The sequence below is a fragment of the Actinospongiicola halichondriae genome, assembly GCF_049103745.1.
GTDB lineage: Bacteria > Actinomycetota > Acidimicrobiia > Acidimicrobiales > Salinilacustritrichaceae > Salinilacustrithrix > Salinilacustrithrix halichondriae.
Genome location: NZ_CP171622.1, coordinates 3136345 through 3155686, shown reverse-complemented (window position 1 = coordinate 3155686; position 19342 = coordinate 3136345). Strand labels below are relative to the sequence as shown.

At 68.1% G+C, this 19342-nt stretch carries 23 protein-coding genes; 18 read left to right on the top strand and 5 right to left on the bottom strand.

The genetic code is table 11. From position 1 onward, the window contains the following. Nucleotides 1-7: 7 nt before the first annotated feature. Nucleotides 8-1450 carry a sigma 54-interacting transcriptional regulator gene (locus AB8619_RS15540; protein WP_436793545.1) on the top strand — a complete coding sequence of 481 codons (1443 nt, stop codon included), beginning with the start codon at nucleotides 8-10 and terminating at the stop codon, nucleotides 1448-1450. 89 nt (nucleotides 1451-1539) lie between these two features. Beyond that, nucleotides 1540-1821, top strand: coding sequence for an HU family DNA-binding protein (locus AB8619_RS15535; RefSeq protein ID WP_436793544.1), 282 nt, complete (start codon nucleotides 1540-1542; stop codon nucleotides 1819-1821). 51 nt (nucleotides 1822-1872) lie between these two features. Here the strand turns inward: AB8619_RS15535 and AB8619_RS15530 are convergent, their stop codons facing one another. Together AB8619_RS15530 and AB8619_RS15525 are read right to left on the bottom strand one after the other, a co-directional pair. Beyond that, nucleotides 1873-2616, bottom strand: a complete 744-nt coding sequence (locus tag AB8619_RS15530) for a sigma-70 family RNA polymerase sigma factor (protein ID WP_436793543.1) — start codon at nucleotides 2614-2616, stop codon at nucleotides 1873-1875. Beyond that, nucleotides 2606-3079, bottom strand: coding sequence for a hypothetical protein (locus AB8619_RS15525; RefSeq protein ID WP_436793542.1), 474 nt, complete (start codon nucleotides 3077-3079; stop codon nucleotides 2606-2608). The genes AB8619_RS15530 and AB8619_RS15525 overlap by 11 nt, the downstream gene beginning before the upstream one ends. On the opposite strand from AB8619_RS15525, the gene AB8619_RS15520 reads away from it, so the two are divergent. Beyond that, nucleotides 3078-3518 carry an ATP-binding protein gene (locus AB8619_RS15520; protein ID WP_436793541.1) on the top strand — a complete coding sequence of 147 codons (441 nt, stop codon included), beginning with the start codon at nucleotides 3078-3080 and terminating at the stop codon, nucleotides 3516-3518. The two genes, AB8619_RS15525 and AB8619_RS15520, sit on opposite strands and share 2 nt — an antisense overlap. On the opposite strand, the gene AB8619_RS15515 is transcribed toward AB8619_RS15520, so the two are convergent. Together AB8619_RS15515 and AB8619_RS15510 are read right to left on the bottom strand one after the other, a co-directional pair. Further along, a complete protein-coding gene (locus tag AB8619_RS15515; protein WP_436793540.1) occupies nucleotides 3494-3832 on the bottom strand; it encodes an STAS domain-containing protein in 339 nt (112 codons plus the stop codon). The genes AB8619_RS15520 and AB8619_RS15515 overlap by 25 nt on opposite strands. A gap of 120 nt (nucleotides 3833-3952) precedes the next feature. Continuing rightward, the gene (locus AB8619_RS15510; RefSeq protein ID WP_436793539.1) at nucleotides 3953-4135 is read right to left on the bottom strand and encodes a CsbD family protein; all 183 of its coding nucleotides are present in this window, start codon (nucleotides 4133-4135) and stop codon (nucleotides 3953-3955) included. 191 nt (nucleotides 4136-4326) lie between these two features. On the opposite strand from AB8619_RS15510, the gene AB8619_RS15505 reads away from it, so the two are divergent. The 5 genes from AB8619_RS15505 to AB8619_RS15485 all read left to right on the top strand — a co-directional run bounded on the left by AB8619_RS15505 (nucleotide 4327) and on the right by AB8619_RS15485 (nucleotide 8590). Next, complete coding sequence (locus AB8619_RS15505) at nucleotides 4327-4545, top strand: DUF6458 family protein (protein ID WP_436793538.1); 219 nt, start codon at nucleotides 4327-4329, stop codon at nucleotides 4543-4545. Nucleotides 4546-4643: 98 nt separating this feature from the next. Beyond that, complete coding sequence (locus AB8619_RS15500) at nucleotides 4644-6671, top strand: VWA domain-containing protein (RefSeq protein ID WP_436793537.1); 2028 nt, start codon at nucleotides 4644-4646, stop codon at nucleotides 6669-6671. A 214-nt stretch (nucleotides 6672-6885) separates the two neighbouring features. Continuing rightward, a complete protein-coding gene (locus AB8619_RS15495; protein WP_436793536.1) occupies nucleotides 6886-7170 on the top strand; it encodes a WhiB family transcriptional regulator in 285 nt (94 codons plus the stop codon). An 86-nt stretch (nucleotides 7171-7256) separates the two neighbouring features. Further along, the gene (locus AB8619_RS15490; RefSeq protein WP_436793535.1) at nucleotides 7257-7793 is read left to right on the top strand and encodes a sigma-70 family RNA polymerase sigma factor; all 537 of its coding nucleotides are present in this window, start codon (nucleotides 7257-7259) and stop codon (nucleotides 7791-7793) included. After that, nucleotides 7790-8590, top strand: coding sequence for a zf-HC2 domain-containing protein (locus AB8619_RS15485; protein ID WP_436793534.1), 801 nt, complete (start codon nucleotides 7790-7792; stop codon nucleotides 8588-8590). Before AB8619_RS15490 ends, AB8619_RS15485 begins: the two co-directional genes overlap by 4 nt. A gap of 11 nt (nucleotides 8591-8601) precedes the next feature. Here the strand turns inward: AB8619_RS15485 and AB8619_RS15480 are convergent, their stop codons facing one another. Beyond that, nucleotides 8602-8856, bottom strand: a complete 255-nt coding sequence (locus AB8619_RS15480) for a WhiB family transcriptional regulator (protein ID WP_436793533.1) — start codon at nucleotides 8854-8856, stop codon at nucleotides 8602-8604. A 146-nt stretch (nucleotides 8857-9002) separates the two neighbouring features. Between AB8619_RS15480 and AB8619_RS15475 the strand changes: the two genes are divergently transcribed. The 10 genes from AB8619_RS15475 to phoU all read left to right on the top strand — a co-directional run bounded on the left by AB8619_RS15475 (nucleotide 9003) and on the right by phoU (nucleotide 19341). Beyond that, nucleotides 9003-10244 carry a S1C family serine protease gene (locus tag AB8619_RS15475; RefSeq protein ID WP_436793532.1) on the top strand — a complete coding sequence of 414 codons (1242 nt, stop codon included), beginning with the start codon at nucleotides 9003-9005 and terminating at the stop codon, nucleotides 10242-10244. 81 nt (nucleotides 10245-10325) lie between these two features. Continuing rightward, entirely contained in the window at nucleotides 10326-10610 is a 285-nt protein-coding gene (locus AB8619_RS15470; RefSeq protein WP_436793531.1) for a hypothetical protein, read from the top strand. 19 nt (nucleotides 10611-10629) lie between these two features. After that, nucleotides 10630-11583: an ROK family protein gene (locus AB8619_RS15465; RefSeq protein WP_436793530.1), complete on the top strand. Its 954-nt coding sequence runs from the start codon at nucleotides 10630-10632 to the stop codon at nucleotides 11581-11583. Continuing rightward, nucleotides 11580-13937, top strand: coding sequence for a polyphosphate kinase 1 (ppk1, locus tag AB8619_RS15460; protein WP_436793529.1), 2358 nt, complete (start codon nucleotides 11580-11582; stop codon nucleotides 13935-13937). Before AB8619_RS15465 ends, ppk1 begins: the two co-directional genes overlap by 4 nt. Next, complete coding sequence (locus AB8619_RS15455) at nucleotides 13930-14334, top strand: NUDIX hydrolase (RefSeq protein WP_436793528.1); 405 nt, start codon at nucleotides 13930-13932, stop codon at nucleotides 14332-14334. The genes ppk1 and AB8619_RS15455 overlap by 8 nt, the downstream gene beginning before the upstream one ends. A 157-nt stretch (nucleotides 14335-14491) precedes the next feature. Then, a complete protein-coding gene (locus AB8619_RS15450; protein WP_436793527.1) occupies nucleotides 14492-15598 on the top strand; it encodes a phosphate ABC transporter substrate-binding protein PstS in 1107 nt (368 codons plus the stop codon). Between the two features lie 126 nt (nucleotides 15599-15724). Further along, complete coding sequence (pstC, locus tag AB8619_RS15445; protein WP_436793526.1) at nucleotides 15725-16717, top strand: phosphate ABC transporter permease subunit PstC; 993 nt, start codon at nucleotides 15725-15727, stop codon at nucleotides 16715-16717. Beyond that, complete coding sequence (gene pstA, locus AB8619_RS15440) at nucleotides 16714-17769, top strand: phosphate ABC transporter permease PstA (RefSeq protein ID WP_436793525.1); 1056 nt, start codon at nucleotides 16714-16716, stop codon at nucleotides 17767-17769. Before pstC ends, pstA begins: the two co-directional genes overlap by 4 nt. Nucleotides 17770-17801: 32 nt before the next feature. Beyond that, nucleotides 17802-18653: a phosphate ABC transporter ATP-binding protein PstB gene (gene pstB, locus AB8619_RS15435; protein ID WP_436793524.1), complete on the top strand. Its 852-nt coding sequence runs from the start codon at nucleotides 17802-17804 to the stop codon at nucleotides 18651-18653. A 16-nt stretch (nucleotides 18654-18669) separates the two neighbouring features. Then, nucleotides 18670-19341 carry a phosphate signaling complex protein PhoU gene (phoU, locus tag AB8619_RS15430; protein WP_436793523.1) on the top strand — a complete coding sequence of 224 codons (672 nt, stop codon included), beginning with the start codon at nucleotides 18670-18672 and terminating at the stop codon, nucleotides 19339-19341. Nucleotide 19342 lies beyond the last annotated feature (1 nt).

Genomic DNA, 19342 nt, shown 5'->3' with positions numbered 1-19342 from the left:
TGCACCCATGAGCGCGGCAGACGAGACCTCACCAGCAACGACGGACGCACCGAGCATCGCCACGATCGGCGCACTTCGTGAGTCGGGATGGGTGTCCCGGCCCGTGAAGGAGGAGGTACGTCGCAATGCGGTCGCGAAGATCCGCGCCGGTGAACCGCTTTTCGCCGGGGTGATGGGCTACGAGGAAACGGTCATGCCGCAACTCGAGAACGCGCTGTTGGCCGGTCACGACGTGATCTTCCTGGGCGAGCGTGGCCAGGCCAAGACCCGCATGATCCGGTCCCTCACCGGTCTCCTCGACGAGTGGATGCCGATCGTCAAGGGATCGGAGATCAACGACGACCCCTATGCCCCCGTCTCCCGGTATGCGAAGGACCTCGTCGAGGCCGACGGCGACGAGACCGAGATCGACTGGGTCCACCGCGACTCCCGATTCGGCGAGAAGCTCGCGACGCCCGACACGGCGATCGCCGACCTCGTCGGCGAGGTCGACCCCATCAAGGTCGCCGAGGGTCGCTATCTGTCCGACGAGCTCACGCTCCACTACGGCCTCGTGCCCCGCACCAACCGCGGGATCTTCGCCATCAACGAACTCCCGGATCTGTCCGAGCGCATCCAGGTCGGCCTGCTCAACGTGCTCGAGGAGCGCGACGTGCAGATCCGCGGCTACAAGGTCCGCCTCCCGATCGACGTCATGTTGCTCGCGTCGGCCAACCCCGAGGACTACACGAACCGAGGCCGGATCATCACGCCGTTGAAGGATCGCTTCGGCAGCCAGATCCGCACGCACTACCCGCTCGAGATCGAGACCGAGATGGCGATCGCCGCCCAAGAGGTCACGCCGCTCGACGCCGACGGTGTGCAGGTGCGCATGCCCGAGTACATGAGCCAGATCGTGACCACGCTGTCGCACCTCGCTCGGGAGTCGCCGCACGTCAACCAGCGCTCCGGCGTCTCGGTCCGCCTCACGGTCTCGAACCACGAGGTGTTGGTCGCCAACGCCGCCCGCCGTGCGCTGCGCCACGGAGAAGAGGTCGTGGTCCCGCGCGTCTCCGACCTCGACGCCCTGGCCGCATCGACGATGGGCAAGATCGAGATCGAGTCGCTCGACGACGGCCGGGACGAAGCAATCGCCGGCCACCTGGTGATGGCCTCCGTGCTGAGCGTCTTCCGCGAGCGCACCGATCCGGCGGTGCTCCGCGACGTCCTCGAGGCGTTCGAGGGCGGACGCATCGTCGACACCGGTGAGGACGTCACGTCCGCCGATCTGGCTGCGCTGGTCGACGAGTTGCCAGGCCTGCGCGGCCCGGTCGCGTCGCTCACTGCGGGCGACGAGTCGTCCGGAGCGATCGCTGCGGCGGTCGAGTTCCTGCTCGAAGGGCTCCATCTGGGCAAGCGCCTCAACAAGGATCATGTCGGAGCCCGCGCGAGCTATCGAGCCCGCGGGTAGGAAATCTCTGGGGTATCCACCCATTCGGCCGGGAATTGCATCACGCTGTTGTGCAGCTAGTGGGACCGTCGAATTGAAAGGGGATTCCCATGAACAAGTCCGATCTGGTCGGGGCAATCGCAGAAGCAAGCGGTGAGTCGAAGGCCGCCGTCGGTGCGGTGCTCGACGCCTTCGAGGCAACGATCACGGATGCGGTTGCTGGTGGCGACAAGGTGTCGCTCCCCGGCTTCCTCACGTTCGAGCGGGGCCATCGTGCCGCTCGAACCGGCAAGAACCCGCAGACGGGCGAGCCGCTGCAGATCAAGGCGGCCAATGTCGCCAAGGTCAAGGTGGGCTCGAAGTTCAAGGAGAAGGTGGCAGCGACCACCTGATCTGAGTGTTCGATGCCGGCCCGGGTCCAGCGAGGATCCGGGCCGACACGTTCAGTCCTGGGTCTCCAGGTCCTCGCGTAGTTGCTCGAGGGTCTGTCGGAGAAGACGGGACAGGTACGACTGCGAGACGCCGAGTTCGTCGGCGATCTCCTGCTGTGAGCGACGTTCGACGAACCGGAGACGCACGATGTCCCGGTCCCGCTCGTCGAGGCCGTCGAGGAGCCGTTCGACGTCGATCTGACGTTCGACATCGGCCATGTCACCGTGATCGCCGCTGAGCGTCGATCCCTTCGTGAGGCCACCGTCGCCCACGGGCATGTCGAGACTGTCGGCGCGGAACGCCCCGCCGGTCGACAACGCCTCCAGCACCCGATCGACCGATTCGTCCATGCGCTCGGCGAGTTCCTCGACCAGCGGCGTCCGGCCGAGTTCCTGGGTCAGTTCGGGTTCGAGGCGCCGGGTACGCACGGCGAGTTCCTGCAGGCTGCGCGGTGGACGGACCGACCAGCTCTTGTCGCGCAAGAGGCGCTTCAGCTCGCCTTCGATCGTCCGGTTGGCGAAGGTCTTGAAGGTGACGCCGACGTCGGGATCGAACCGTTCGACCGCCTTGATCAGGGCCATGAACGCCTGTTGGCGGACGTCGTCCTCGTCGAGTTGGCCGCGCCCGAACCGGGTCACGTAGTAGTCGACGAGCTCCAGGTTGGCTTCGACGAGCGCATTGCGGGTCCGGCGTGAACCGGTGCGCCGATACTCCTCGAAGGTCGCCGAAGATCGCCGACGTGGTTCACCGGCCATCGACGTCGTCGTCGTTCGCCGAGGTCGGACGGTCGATCCGCAGTTCGAAGTGGCAGTCGTCGCCGTCGCGCGACAGCGAATGGGACGCCGACCCGGCCGCAAGCAGCTGCGCAGCGATGGGATCGACGACGGGATCGTCGGTCACGGGTCCGCAGCTGCCCTCCATGGTGATGCCGTCGACATCGGGTTGGATCGTCAGGGTCAGCACGGCGTCGTCCGTCGCATCGGCCATGGCCAGCGCGCAGAGCTCGTCGATGGCGACGCGCATGGACTCGATGGCATCGATGCCGAATCCTGCGTCGGCCGCGACCGTGGCCGCCAGGACGCGAAGATGTCGCAGATGGGCAGACGTCGCGGGTACCGAGACCACGACGGAGGAGCGAGAGGGCAACTGGTGCATTGGATCCGTTCTACGGGGTCGACACTGTGGGTACGGGGTCGTGTGATCGTTGATGATGACCATGCCGCTCACTCCTGACCGCTTCTCGGCTCGGCCGATCGACGGTCTCGCAGACCTCGCGGTGCTGCGCTCGGAGTTCGGCCAGTGGCTGGAAAAGCTCGGCGTCGACGACGAGAAGATCGATGATCTCCTCGTCGTGATCAGCGAGTTGGCCGCGAATGCCGTGCGGGAGTCGGCGGCGGACGCCGACCCGCCGACGGTCGAGGCATCGTTCGACACCCGAGAGGTCGAACTGGCCGTGGCCAACGCGGTCGACGTCGACGGTCACCGCGAGCCAAAAGGCGGCTGGGATCTCGACGATCCCCTGCGTGCGGGCGGCCGAGGCCTGCTCGTCGTCTCGGCGCTCGTGGACGAGGTCGACGTCGAAGTCCAGGGCCAACGGCTCTGTGTCCGGTGCAGGATGGCGATCGCGGGCGATCAGCGGGGCTCGACCGTCACGTGATCGGCGAGCCCGGTCACGGCGAGGAGTTTCTCGAGCGCTGCTGACGGGCGACGGATCACGAGCGCGCCACCGGCCTCGCTGAGGCGGCGATGGGTGTCGGCGATGACCCGCAGACCGGCCGAGTCGGTGAAGCCGACCCCGGCGACGTCGAGCACGGCGGTGTCGGCGCCGTCGGCCAGGGTCTCGTCGATCTTCGTCTGCAGCATCGGCGACGTGTGGGGATCGAGGTCGCCGGCGAGGACGAACGTCGCCGGGGGTCCCTCGTCGATGCTGACGGCGAGGCGGTCTTCGGGACTGGGGGTCACGTCGGTCATCGGTTCCTCTGACAGGGGCCGGGGTGGTGTGGCGGGGAGTGTGGCGGGGACTCGTGCGACGCGCGAAAGCGCTGGCTGCCATCGCAGCCAGCGCAGACGCTAGTCAAAATTCCAGGAATCTCACTTGTCGCGCTTGAGGAGCCCCTTGACCTTGTCGGCGACTCCGTCGACGGCGTCCTTGACGTCGCCGACCACCTGGTCGAGCTTGCCCTCGTTCTCGAGGTCGTCGTTGCCGGTGACCACACCGGCCGCTTCCTTGGCTCGGCCCTTGATCTCGTCCTTGTTGATGCTGTCTTCGCTCATGGGGATCCTCTCGTGGGGGTGCTCCGGGCGGGGTGTGCCGGAGACGCATCCCTTCCCCGCTCGCCCCGGGTTCATGCACGGCGGCCGTGGTTCTGGCTCGTGGGTTCTGACACAGGGGGTGTCAGGGAAGAGAGGTCGACAACGTCCACGACGCCCGGGTCCTCCGACAACGGGCACAAGGAGTGATCACCATGGCCACCGGCTCATCAATCTTCCTCATCGCACTCGGCGCAATCCTGACCTTCGCGGTCGACGCCGACGTCAACGGCCTCGACATCTCGACCGTCGGCGTCATCCTCATGGTCGCCGGTGTCCTCGGCGTCCTCGTCTCCCTCCTCTGGATCGACCGGGCCACCGCGCCTCGCGGCGAGACCCGGGTCGTCGAGGAGCGTCGCACCCGCGAGGTGTAGCGCCTCCGACACCGCCTGCCATCTCGACTGCGCCCGGTCCGCCCGCCGGGCGCAGTCCCGCGTCCGGGCTCGGACAGGGGCCGCTACCGTGACGTCCGATGACTCGTCCCAACTTCCGGTACTCGCGGTGGGACGGCACACAGGTCGGTTTCGACCTCGACGCCGACTCGATCTTCGGGGAGATCACCGACGACCTGCTCTATCACGGTGACCTCAACGCGGCGCTCCGGCGGCTGATGCAGCAGGGCTTCGAGGACGACGAGGGCAACCGGGTCGAGGGGATGCGCGAGCTCATGCAACGGCTGCGCGACGCCCGGCAGGAGCGGCTGGAGAACTCGAACCTCGGCGGCGTGTACGACGAGATCGCCGATGCGCTGCGAGAGGTCGTCGACCAGGAGCGCCGAGCGCTCGACGAGCGGCTCGAGGAAGCTCGGTCGTCAGGCGACGAGCGTCGACAGGAGTTGGCCGAGTCGACCAACACCGAGAAGCACATGCATCTCGACATGCTCCCGTCCGACCTCGCCGGCCAGGTCCAGAGCCTGAGCAACTACGACTTCACCTCGGCCGAGGCACAGGAACGCTTCGACGAACTGATGGAGCAGCTGCGCGAGCAGCTCGCCCAGCAGTACTTCGACCAGATGGCCGGGGCCATGTCGAACCCCGACCCCGAGGCGATGCAGCGCACCAAGGACATGATGGCTGCGCTCAACGAACTCCTCGAGAAGCACCAGCGCGGCGAGGACACGCCCGAGGACTTCGAGCAGTTCATGGCCGAGTACGGCGACTTCTTCCCCGAGGACCCCGCCGACGTCGAGGAACTCCTGCGGGCGATGGCCGAACGCATGGCCAACATGCAGGCGATGCTCAACTCCATGAGCCCGGAGCAGCGAGCGCAGCTCCAGGGCCTGGCGCAGCAGCTGCTCGAGGACATGGACCTGGCATTCCTCTCGAGCCAGCTGGGCGAGAACCTCCAACAGATGTTCCCGCAGCTCGACTGGGGCAAGCAGTACGACTTCGACGGCGACAATCCAATGGGGTTCGCCGAGGCCGCGCAGATGATGGCCGAGCTGGGCGACCTCGACCAGCTCGAGAACCTGCTCCAGAACGCCACGCAGCCCGGCGCGCTGGCCGAGGCCGACCTGGACCGGGCCCGCGACCTGCTGGGCGACGACGCCGCTCGGTCGCTCGAGCAGATGTCGAAGCTCGCCAAACAGCTCGAGGACGCCGGACTGATCCAGAACAAGGAAGGTCGGCTCGAGCTCACGCCGCGTGGGCTCCGCAAGATCGGCAACAACGCGCTCGACGACCTGTTCTCCAAGCTCGCCAAGGACAAGCTCGGCCGTCACGACATGTCGTCGACCGGCATCGGCCACGAGCGGACCTACGACACCAAGCCCTACGAGTGGGGCGACCCGTTCAACCTCCACATCGAGAAGACCGTCCGCAACGCGGTGCGGCGCAACGGGGGAGGGACGCCGGTCCGGCTGACACCGGACGACTTCGAGGTGGAGCGGACCGAGACGGTGGTCCGGTCGTCCACGGTGCTGATGCTCGACCTCTCGTTGTCGATGCCGATGCGCGAGAACTTCCTGCCGGCCAAGAAGGTCGCGATGGCGCTCCATGCGCTCATCTCCGGCCAGTTCCCCCAGGACTACCTGGGTCTCGTCGGCTTCTCGAAGGTCGCCCACGTCCTCACACCGGAACAGCTCCCCGAGGTGAGCTGGGACTACGACTACGGCACCAACATGCAGCACGGCTTCCAGTTGGCCCGGCAGCTGCTGGCCAAGCAGTCGGGCACGAAGCAGATCATCATGATCACCGACGGCGAGCCGACGGCGCACTACGAACCGGGCATGAGCCAGCCGTACTTCAACTACCCACCGGTGCAGGAGACCATCGACGCCACGGTGCGCGAGGTCATCCGCTGCACCAAGGACAACATCCGCATCAACACCTTCATGCTCGACGCCACGAGCTACCTCAAGCACTTCATCGAGCGCATCACGAAGATGAACGGCGGTCGGGCGTTCTTCACCACACCGGAGACGCTGGGCGACTACGTGCTCGTGGACTTCGTCGAGCACAAGCGTGCGATGCGGTCATCGGGCGGTCGCCGGGTCTCCTGAGAGTCACCGCCCGACGAGGTGGGCGCCGAGTCGGCGCATCTGGACCTCGAAGGTGCGGCCTGACCGCGAGCGGCAAGAAATCCAAGTCTCCCTTGCGTTCCATGGCCTGGGTGGGGGATGATCACACCGTTGTAATTACACATCTGGTATGGGGGCGAGCCGGAGTTCGTCCGCCGTGTCCGATGTGACCCGACCGATCAAAGGAGACTTGGCGATGAGCGTCCATGTGGACATCGGTGGCCAGTCCGAGACCCAGACCTGGCAGGAGTTCTCGAACTGCCTCGGTGTCGATCCAGACCTGTTCTTCCCCGAGCGGGGAGCGTCGACCAAGGAGGCCAAGGCCGTGTGCCGCGGCTGTGTCGTGCGGGAGGACTGCCTCGAGTACGCCCTCCAGAACGGCGAGAAGTTCGGCATCTGGGGCGGGATGAGCGAGCGTGAGCGTCGCCGCATCCGCCGTGCCCGTGCGCTGGCGCGCCGCGGCATCGTCGAGACCGCCTAGGCAACGTCCGCGTCCCGGACGGGACACCGAGATCGCATCGACACCCCGCCCCTGGGCGGGGTGCCGTCGTTTAGCGTCCCCCACACATGACTTCTGGGAACTCGCGCCGGTCGCGCGCCGTTGTCCCCACGTGGGAGGAGATCGCCCGGGACGAAGGCGACTTCATCTACACCGTCGCCTATCGACTGACCGGGAACCGTGACGATGCGCAGGATCTGGTGCAAGAGGTGCTCGTGCGGGTCCAGCGCGGACTGCGCACCTACCGCCCCGGCTCGCTCCGGGGTTGGCTCGGTCGGATCACGACCAACGCCTTCCTCGACGATGCTCGACGACGGCAGCGGCGTCCGCAGGTGGCACTGCCCGACGATCCCGAACTCGTGCTCCCCGCGTCACCGGCGGCCGACGAGGCGTCGGCCGCAGCCGGCCTCTCGGACGAGGTCCAGGCCGCATTGGCGTCGCTCGCCGAGGACTACCGGGTCGCCGTGGTCCTCTCCGACGTCGCCGGCCTCCCCTACACCGACATCGCCGAGCAACTCGACATCCCGGTCGGGACGGTGCGCAGCCGTATCCACCGCGGACGCCTGGCCCTGCGAGCCGCGCTCGACCAGGGAGGCAGTGCGTGACTGACCACCCACCGTCGATCCCCGCCGACGGACACGCCGGCGACCTGGTCTCGGCCCGACTCGACGGCGAACTCGACCCGGCCACCGCCGCATGGGTCGACGACCATCTCGACGGGTGCGTCGCCTGCCAGGACGTGGCCGGTGCCGTCGAGGCCGCCCGGACCTGGATGCGGACGTCACCGACCGTCGACAGTGCACCGCTGGTCGACAGCGTGATCGCTCGTCGACACCGCATGATCGGCACCGGACTCGCCTTCGTCGGCGCTGCGCTCGTCGTGCTCGGACTGCTCGCGGTGACGGCATCGGTCACCCATCCCGACGTCGTGCCCGACCTCGACACGCTCGTCGCGGCGCACGAGGACGCCACGCACGGATCGATGGACGGCATGCGCCCGGTCGAGCACGCCGGGGCCAGGTATGCCACGCCGGAGACGGTGGGTCCCGTCGACGAGCCGCTGCTCCGGAGCGCGGTGTACGACGGTGCCGACCTCACGACGGTGCTCTACGTCGGGGCAGGCGAGGTCACCGTCTATGAACAGCCAGGACGGCTCGACTGGGACCGGTTGCCCGACGGGGACATCGTCCGTCTCGGCGAACGCCGAGCGTGGGTCCGCCCTGGCAGCCCCGTCGTCGTGGTCACCGAGGTCGGCGACCTCACGGTGACCGCGATCTCGGACGACCGACTCCGGGTGGAGCACGTCATCGCCTCGTTGGGTGCCCCGCGACGGAGTTCGACCAGCGACCGCGTGCACGACTCGTGCCAGCGGCTGATGGAGATCTTCGCCCTCGGCGGCTGAACGCCGGGCGCTCAGGCCTCGACGGTGACCGGGACCTGACGTTCGGTCCGGCGGCGTTTCAGCAACCGGCGTCGCTCGCGCTCGGAAGCGCCGCCCCAGACTCCGTGGTCGATCCGCTCGTCGAGGGCGTACTCGAGGCAGCGTTCCCGCACCGGGCACGTGCCGCAGATGCGTTGGGCCACCAGGACGCCGACCCCATCACTGGGGAAGAAGACCTCGGGCGGGTGATCTCGGCAGTTGCCGTCCTGCATCCATGGCGTGTCCATCGGTTGACCTCCAACCACTTCTACGTAGCCGTCGGGGATTTGGTTCCCGATTTCTCGGATTTCGTCGTCGGCGCCGTCGGCGCGGCTCGGCAGGATTTCGGGTCGCGACTGCCGATCGCCGTCCCCACGGGCGAGACTGGTGGGCGATGCCTCCCGCAGACGACCGATGGGACCGCGGCCCCGTCGACCTCGATGTCGACGTGTCGTCGCCGATGCCGACCTCACCGCCACCGGCGCGAGGCCGCGAACTGCACGCACCGAGCGCGTGGCCGCGTCTCGACCCGCCGCCTCATCCCGGGGACCGCGACCGGGCCGTCGGGCGCTCGGCGCTCGTCGGAGGAGTTGTCGGCGCGCTGGTGGCCGCCCTGATCCTCGGCGTCGTCGCGCTGTGGCCGACCAGTGGCGGCGAGACGGACGATGCCGCGGCTGGGGCCCCGGTCACCAGCCCCGAAGGTCCGGCGCCGCGCATCGACGTCCTCGCCGTGCTCGGACGTGTCGAGCCGTCGGTGGTGTCGGTCCTCACGACCAGCGAGATCGTCGATGGGCAGGCGGGTGCCGGGACCGGCATCGTGCTGACCTCCGACGGCCTCGCGCTCACCAATGCCCACGTCGTCGCGGGTCTGCCCGACATCAGCGTGAGCATGTTCGACGGCACCACCGCGCAGGCATCGCTGGTGGGCTCGTTCCCGGAGGAGGACATCGCGCTCATCCAGATCGAGGGGCGTGACGATCTCTTCCCTGCCGAGTTGGGTTCGTCCGACGCGCTCCAGGTCGGGGCCGAGGTGATCGCCATCGGCAACGCCTTGAACCTCGGCGGCCGCCCGACGGTGACGCTCGGCATCGTCTCCGCCCTCAACCGACGCCTCGAGGCCGAGGGCATCTCGCTCGACGGGCTGATCCAGACCGACGCCGCCATCAACCCGGGCAACTCCGGCGGTCCGCTGGTCAACGCCGCAGGTCAGGTCGTCGGCGTCAACACCGCCATCATCGGCGACGCCCAGAGCATCGGCTTCGCCATCGCCATCGATCAGGTCAAGCCGTTGATCGAGGAGATCCGTGCGGGCGGCGGCGCGGTCCGTGGCGATCAACCGTTCCTGGGGGTCACCACGACCGACGTGGCCACGGAGACGCCGGCGATCCTCGACACCTACGACATCACGGTCGACGAGGGCGCCTACGTCCGCAGCGTCGTCCCGGACAGCGGCGCCGACGACGCCGGGATCCGTATCGGCGACGTCATCGTCGCGATCGACGGGACTCCGACGCCGGACTCCGCGGCGATCGGCGACATCGTGCGAGCGGCCGAGGTCGACGACGTCGTGACGATCACCGTGCGGCGTGGAGGAGAGACCCTCGAGCTCGAGGCCACGCTTCGCCGCCGCGGCTGAGCACGCCCGGGGGGAGATCGGCGGGACCCCTGCGCTAGCCTCGGTCGTTCGTCAGTTCCGCACCCATCGCAGAAGGTCCCCATGTCCGACGCACCACTTTCCGACGTCGAGCTCGAAGAACGGCCGCCGCCGATCGCGCACGCACGTCTCGTGTACCTCGGACCGACCAGCCCCCACTGGGAGATCCAGTCGGACTGGGGCGACGAAGCCCTGGTCGAGGCCTTCCGAGCCCGCGTCCGGGCCCGCCTGGTGCTGTTGCCGCCGCACGATCCGCAGTTCCGCCGCAACCGCGAGCGCGTGAACCGCGACGCCGAGCGTGAGAATTTCCTCCTCGAGTGGGACCTCGGTTACCCCGAAGACAACTAGTGGTCCTACGTTTCCCGGCGTGACGACGATCGCGGGAATCGACCTCGGCGGCACCAAGATCTTCGGTGCCCGGGTCAGCCGGGCCGACGACGGCTCGTTCCTCGTCGGCGACGACACGAAGCGAGCGACGCCGACCACGTCCGTGGACGGCATCGTCGCAGCGATCGCCGACGCCATCGCCGAACTGGGCCCCACGCCCGACCTCGTGGGCATCGGAACGCCGGGGGTGATCGCTCCCGATGACGGGGTCGTCGAGTACGCCCCCAACCTCGCCGGCTTCGACGAGCCGGTCCCGCTCGCCTCGCTGGTCGCCGACGCGGTCGGCGCGCCGGTCGTCATCGGGAACGACGTGAACATGGCGGCGCTCGGCGAGGTGCGTGCCGGAACCGCCGTCGGCAGCGACGACGTGCTGGCGGTGTGGATGGGGACTGGCCTCGGCGCCGGTCTGGTGCTCGACGGCTCGTTGCGCGTCGGTCCCAACGGGCTCGCCGGCGAACTCGGCCACTCGACGGTCGTCCCCGACGGGCGCCCGTGTCCGTGCGGCGGTCGAGGCCATGTCGAGGCCTACATCGGTCGACGAGCGCTCGAGGCCCGAGCGCGCGAGCTGCACGCCGAGGGTCGCGCCACCCGTCTTGTCGAGCTGGCGGGCACGAAGCGGATGAAGTCCAAGGTCTTCAGCACCGCGTACGAGGAGGGGGACGCGGTCGCCGTCGAGTTGATCGACGAAGGGCTCGAGATGTTGACGCTGGCCATCGCCAACGTGTTGGTGATCGTCGACGTGACCACCGTCGTGATCGGTGGCGGTCTCGGCGAACGGCTGGGCGACCTCGCCGTCGAACGCATCGGCGACGGGCTGGCGTCGCTGCACTACGCCGGTGCCCTCCCGACCATCGTCGAGGCATCGCTCGGCGACCACGCCGGCGCGCTGGGAGCGGCCTTCCATGCCTTCGAGTCACTCGGAGCCCGTCCGTGAGCGCTGACGGACCCCTCGACCGATTCCGCCGTTGGTTCCGCCGGGTATTCGGTGGGCCGGCACTCGTGGTGGACGTGCCCGGCCCCGGTCCGGTGGCCGACACCGGCGTGCCCGCCGACGCGCCGGCCGCCGAGGCCCTGAGGGCGGATTCCCTGGTGACGGCGGCCACTGCGAGCGAACGGCCGGGGAGCGATCACACAACGTTGGGTGAACATCGGGCGAGCGACGCCGAGCACCTCCCGCCGCGCCGTTACCGTGCCCACGTGGACCCGGCAGCGACCGACGACCTCCGGGACCATCCCGATCGGTACTTCAACCGCGAGCTCTCGTGGCTCGACTTCAACGCTCGGGTGCTGGCCCTCGCCGGGTCCGAGTCGATGCCCCTCCTCGAACGGGCGAAATTCCTCTCGATCTTCTCCTCGAACCTCGACGAGTTCTTCCAGGTCCGGGTGGCAGGCCTGAAGGACCAGGTGTACGCGGGGGTCGAGACCACGGCGTCCGACGGCCGGACGGCCGTCGAACAGTTGCGCGAGATCCGGGTCGACGTGGTCGATCTGGTCCACGAACAGGAGCGTCTCCTCCTCGAGGAGATCGTGCCGGCGTTGGCGTCGGAGGGCGTCACGTTCCGGTCGTGGGAGCAGCTCGACACCGACGCCCGGACGTCCTTGACCGCGATCTTCCACGAGCACATCTTCCCCGTGCTCACGCCACTCGCCGTCGACCCAGGACACCCGTTCCCCTACATCTCGAACCTCTCGCTGAGCCTCGCGATCCGCGTGGCCGATCCCGAGTCCGGCGAAGACCGCTTCGCTCGGGTCAAGATCCCGTCGAACCTGGCCCGGTTCGTGCAGCTCCCCGACGAGCACACGTTCGTCCCGCTCGAACAGGTCATCGCGGCCCATCTCGACGAGTTGTTCCCGGGCATGGAGATCGGCGAGGTCGCGGCCTTCCGCGTGACCCGCAACGCCGACCTCACACTCGAGGAGAACGAGGCCGACGACCTCCTCGCCGCCGTCGAGGTCGAGCTGCGTCGCCGCCGGTTCGGGCGGGCTGTGCGGCTCGAGATCGGGCACACGATGTCGGCCGAGCTGCGCGAGCTGCTGATCCGCGAGCTCGACATCACTGACGACGACGTCTACCCGATCGCTGCGCCCCTCGACCTGACCGGGCTCCGCACGATCCTGGCCCTCGACCGCAGCGACCTCAAGGACCCGCACTGGCACGGCATCGCCCCGGCGCGTCTGGTCAACGACGACGAGTCGCCCGCCGACTTCTTCGCCGAGATGCGGCGCAACGACGTGCTGGTGCACCACCCCTACGCCAGCTTCCGCAACACCGTCGAGGCCTTCCTGCGCCAGGCCGTCAACGATCGCCGTGTCGTGGCCATCAAGATGACGCTGTACCGGACCTCGGGTGACTCGTCGATCATCCGGTCGCTCATCCGTGCCGCCGAACAGGGCAAGCAGGTCGCCGTCCTCGTCGAGTTGAAGGCGCGCTTCGACGAGGCCGCGAACATCGAGTGGGCGAAGGCGCTCGAGGAGGTCGGCGTCCACGTCGTGTACGGACTGGTCGGCCTCAAGACCCACACCAAGACCTTGTTGGTGGTCCGCGAGGAACGCGACGGCCTGCGGCGGTACTGCCACATCGGTACCGGCAACTACAACCCCAAGACGGCCACGATCTACGAGGACCTGGGGCTCTTCACCTGCGACCCCGCCATCGGGACCGAGTTGAGCCAGCTGTTCAACCACCTCACCGGATTCGGACGGGCCGTCGACTACGAGCGACTGGTGGTCGCTCCCGATCACCTGCGCGACACCTTCGAGCGGATGATCGCCGACGAAGCAGCGCGGGGGAGCGAGGGCCGGATCATCGCCAAGATGAACAGCCTGTCCGACCCGCAGATGATCGACGCGCTCTACGACGCGTCACGTGCCGGTGTCCAGATCGATCTCATCATCCGCGGTATCTGTTGTCTCCGGCCCGGCGTCCCCGGACTGTCGGACAACATCCGGGTCCGTTCGATCGTCGGGCGTTACCTCGAGCACTCGCGCATCTACTACTTCGGCAATGCACTCGGTCCGGGCGAACCCTCGTACCTCATCGGGTCGGCCGACCTCATGACCCGCAACATCAACCGTCGGGTCGAGGCCCTGGTGCCCATCGACGACCAGCCGCTGCGCGACCGTCTGCAGGAGATCATCGACATCTCGCTCGCCGACGACCAGCTCGCCTGGGAACTCGACGGCGATGGACGGTGGAGTCGCGCCGAGGGAGGCGACGGGGTGAACGCACACCTGGCACTGCAGCAGGCGGCGCTCGGGCGGGCGCGTGTCCTCGACTTCGATGACTGACCTGGTTCGCGCCGCCGGAGGAGTGGTGTGGCGATCCGGTCCCGCGGGCGACGAGGTGTTGTTGGTGCATCGAGCCCGCTACGACGACTGGTCGTTCCCGAAGGGCAAGCTCGATCCCGGCGAGACGTGGGAACAGGCGGCGATCCGCGAGGTCTTCGAGGAGACCGGCGTGGTCGCGGTGCTCGGAGCCGAGCTGGCGGGAGCGTCCTACGACGATCACAAGGGTCGCCCGAAGCAGGTGCGGTACTGGGCGATGGCAGTCGCGGTCGAGACGCCGTTCGAACCCGACGACGAGGTCGACCACCTGGCGTGGGTCAGCACCGACGCAGCGGCCGGGCGGCTCACGTATCCGCGCGACGTCCCCGTGCTCCATTCGTTCCGCGAACACCGTTCCTGAGCCCCGCAGGCCCCGGATCCGGGGCCAGTTCGCGCGATCAGCCCCACTCGTTCACCTGCCGTTCACCCAGGTGGGACTGGCGATCCACCTTGGTTTCCTACCGTTCCCTCCGTAACCACCAAGACACTTCCGAATCCCCCTGCACGGAGGAAAACCATTGTTCCGCAATCGACGTTGGGCATCGCTGATCGCCCTGTTCCTGCCCCTGGCTCTCGTGGCCGCCGCTTGCGGCGACGACGACACGGCCAGCGGCGACACCGACTCCCAGGGCGACAACGGCTCGGGCATCTCGGGCACCCTCGACGGCGCAGGCGCCTCGTCGCAGGGCGCGGCCATGGACGGCTGGCGTGCCGGCTTCCAGACCGCCAACGACGGCGTCACCGTCAACTACGACCCCATCGGCTCTGGCGGCGGTCGTGAGCAGTTCCTCACCGGCGCCACCGTGTTCGCCGGTTCGGACGGCCTCATGGACGAGGACGAGTTCGCACAGTCGCAGGAGCGTTGCGCCTCCGACCGTGGCGCCATCCACCTTCCTCACTACATCTCGCCGATCGCCGTGGCGTTCAACCTCGACGGCGTCGACGAGCTCAACATGAGCCCGGACACCATCGCGGGGATCTTCACCGACGAGATCACCAACTGGAACGACAAGGCGATCGCCGCGGACAACCCCGACGTCGACCTCCCCGACATGGCGATCAACCCGGTGCACCGCTCGGACGAGTCCGGCACCACCGAGAACTTCACCGAGTACCTCGGAGCTGCCGCTGGTGACGTGTGGACCGACGGTCCCGTCGAGGTGTGGCCGTACGGCGGCGAGGGTGCCCAGGGCACCTCCGGTGTCGTGGCCGCCATCGAGGCCGGCGAGGGTTCGATCGGCTACGCCGACGCCTCGCAGGTCACCTCGCTCGGCGCAGTCGCCGTCGGCGTGGGTGACGAGTTCGTCCCCTTCAGCCCCGAGGCTGCCGCCAAGATCGTCGACGTCTCCGAGCGGCTCGACGGCTACAGCGAGTTCGACTTCCAGTTCGAGCTCGAGCGCGACACCACCGAGTCGGGCGTCTACCCGATCGTCCTCGTGAGCTACCACATCGTCTGCCTCGACTACGCCGACCAGGCGACGGCCGACCTCGTGAAGGCCTTCATGACCTACGTCGGGTCGGCCGACGGTCAGGCCGCCGCTGCGGCCGAGGCGGGCAACGCTCCCATCTCCGAGGACCTCGCCGGTCAGCTCGAAGCCGCCATCGACGCCATCGGCGTCGTCTGAACGCCACACATCTGACGTGACGAGGGGGTGGGCCGCGACGGCCCACCCCCTCTGCCACATCTGCATCACCCGCACCACCTGATTGACTCCACACCACATGCATCCGACCGACCGGAGGGCCCGCCGATGAGCATGGGCACCGAGGAGCGCACCGACGACCCGGGCGTTCCCACCGAAGCGACGGTCGAGGCCGACCGCCGGAAGCCACCGGTGCGCCTCGGCGATCGGATCTTCTCGACGATGAGCATCGGCTCGGGGGTCCTGATCCTCGTCGTCCTGGTCCTCGTCGCCGCCTTCCTCTTCCGGGAGGCGCTGCCGTACTTCACGGACAACACGGCGATCGAGCGCGAGGTCCCGTTCACCGAGTACGTGTGGCCGCTGGTCTTCGGCACCGTCTACGCCGCCTCGCTCGCTCTGCTCTTCGCCGTGATCCCCGCGATCGCGGTCGCCTTGTTCATCAGCCACTACGCACCGAAGGCGATCGCCCGGACGCTGGGCACGGTGATCGACCTCCTGGCCGCGATCCCCAGCGTCGTCTACGGCCTCTGGGGCATCTTCGTCCTTGCGCCGCTGCTGGCTCGGTCGGTCTTCCCGTTCCTCGAGGACCACTTCGGCTTCCTCCCGTTCTTCGGCGGCCCCACGGCGTCGTCGGGGCGCACCATGCTCACCGCCGCCGTGGTGCTCGCGGTGATGATCCTGCCGATCATCACCGCCATCTCCCGTGAGGTCTTCCTCCAGGTCCCGAGGCTCCACGAGGAAGCCGCGCTGGCGCTCGGCGCCACTCGGTGGGAGGTCATCAAGTTGGCGGTCCTGCCCTACAGCCGTTCGGCGATCATCTCGGGCTCGATGCTCGGTCTCGGTCGGGCGCTGGGCGAGACGATGGCGATCGCGATCATCCTGTCGCCGACCGACGGCCTGGTGTCGCTGAACACCATCTCCACCCAGAACTCACAGACGATCGCCGCCCACATCGCGCTCGCGTATCCCGAGTCCACCGGGCTCGAGGTCAACCGCCTCTTCGCCGCGGGCCTGGTCCTCTTCGCCATCACGCTGTTCGTCAACGTCGTCGCTCGGCGGATCACGAACAGCCGTGCCGACTTCTCGGGAGCCAACGGATGACTGCTGCCACGATGTCGCGGCCCTCGCTCGAGTCGGTCGGGCTCTCTGGTTCGGCCACGACCGGCATCGGCATCGTGTCGGTGGCCGCCGGCGCCGGCGCCGCGATCGCGCTGGGCGGACCCAACTTCGTCGGGGGAGCGCTCCTCGCTGCCGTCGTCTTCGTCACCGCGACCGGTGTGGCGTCGATCCTCACCGAGGGACGGCGTCGGGCCACCGACCGGATCGTCGGCAGCCTGATCACCGGCGCGTTCATCGCGGTCCTCGCCCCGCTGGTGTCCGTGCTGTGGACGGTCATCGAACGGGGCTGGGCCCGGTTCGACGCCGAGTTCTTCACCTCGGACATGTTCAACGTGATCGGCGAGGGCGGAGGCGCCGAGCACGCGATCGTCGGCACGCTCGTCATCACCGGCCTCGCTGCGGTGATCTCTGTTCCGATCGGACTCCTGGTCGCGGTCTACCTGGTCGAGTACGGCCGCGGTCGGCTGGCACGGTCGGTGACCACCATGGTCGACGTCATGACGGGCATCCCGTCGATCGTCGCCGGCCTGTTCGCTGCGGGCGTGCTGATCACGTTCCAGGGACCCGGCGCCCTCTCGGGCTTCGGCGGTGGCCTGGCCCTGTCGGTGCTGATGACGCCGGTCGTGATCCGGGCGTGCGAAGAGATGATCCGACTCGTCCCCAACGAACTGCGCGAGGCCGCCTACGGACTCGGCGTCCCGAAGTGGCGGATCATCCTCAAGATCGTCCTGCCGACAGCCGTCGCCGGGATCTTGACCAGCGTGACCCTGGCCATCGCCCGGGTCATTGGCGAGACGGCGCCGCTGCTCATCGTGGCGGGCCTCACCGACTCGACCAATGCGAACCCCTTCGAGGGGCGCATGACGGCGTTGCCCGTGTACGCCTACTACAGCTTCGCCCGCGGTGGCCGGAACGCCGAACTGTCGTACGAGCGGTGCTGGGCGGCGTCGTTGACCCTCGTCCTCATCGTCGCCGGCCTCTTCTTCCTCTCCCGAATCCTGTCCAAGGTGCTCCAGCCGAAGGGACTCCGATGACCCCAACGTCCGACTCCACGGAGAACGCAGTCATGACCCCCGAACGGACCCCCATCGACGCGGGCATTGCGCCGGAGGTCGCCGACCGGGCGGCCGACGGTTCCCTCGATTCGCGGATCGACATCGAGGACCTCGACATCTACTACGGCTCGTTCAAGGCGGTCGAGGGCGTGAGCATGCGCATCGAGCCGCGGTCGGTCACCGCGCTCATCGGCCCCTCGGGCTGCGGGAAGTCGACCTTCCTGCGGTCGATCAACCGCATGCACGAGGTCATCTCCGGTGCCTACTGCACCGGTCGCGTGGCCCTCAACGGCGTCGACCTCTACGGCCCGAAGACCGACCCCGTGTCGGTTCGGACGCGCATCGGCATGGTCTTCCAGCGCCCCAACCCGTTCCCGACGATGTCGATCGCCGAGAACGTCCTCGCGGGCATCAAGCTCAACTCGAAGCGGATCAGCAAGTCGGACGGCGAGGAGATCGTCGAGCGGTCGCTGCGCTCGGCGAACCTGTGGGACGAGGTCAAGGACCGTCTCGACCGTCCGGGCTCGGGGCTCTCCGGTGGCCAGCAGCAGCGTCTGTGCATCGCTCGCTCGATCGCGGTCGAGCCCGACGTGTTGCTCATGGACGAGCCGTGTTCGGCGCTCGACCCCATCTCGACGTTCGCGATCGAGGCGCTGATGGCCGAGCTCAAGGAGCGCTACACGATCGTCATCGTGACCCACAACATGCAGCAGGCCGCCCGGGTCAGCGAACGGACCGGCTTCTTCAACATCGAGGGCACCGGCAGGCCCGGCAAGCTCGTCGAGATGGACGACACGCCGACGATCTTCTCGAACCCGTCCGAGCAGGCGACGGCCGACTACGTCACCGGTCGGTTCGGATGACCCCCCGGGAGTTCTCGTGACCCGGGAGCCGCGCAAGGCGTACCACGACGAGCTCGAACAGCTCCGACTTCAGGTCGAGCTGATGGGTGTCCGTGTCGACCAGAACCTCGAGCGGATGCGCGAGGTGCTCGGTTCGGGCAACACCTCGATCGCCACGACCGCCATCCAGGCCGACGACGACATCGACGACATGAACCTCTCGCTGACCGAGCGGTGCTACGACCTGCTCGCACGCGAGACGCCGGTGGCCGACGAACTCCGGTTCGTCGTGTCGGTGTTGCGGATCCTCTCCGAGTTGGAGCGGGTGGGCGACCTGGCGCTGCGCGTCGTCAAGCTCAATCCCGACCGCCGCCTCTGGACCGCGAACGAGGTCACGTTCGACATCTTGTTGTCGATGGCGGACACGGCACTCGACGCCTACCGGACGGCGCTACGGGCATGGTCGTCCCAGGACCTCGGCCTCGCCACCGAGATCGCCAACCGTGTCCATACGATGGACGTGCACTACGAACGACTCATGGCGGAGCTCCTCCGTCTCCAAGGGCCCGACGCAGTCCGCACCGCCACCACCACCCTGATCGCCGGTCGATCGCTCGAACGGATCGCCGACCACGCGGCGATCGTGGGTGCACGGCTCCAGTACCTGCTCACGGGTGACCCAGAACATCTCTCGGCTGAGGTTCGATGAT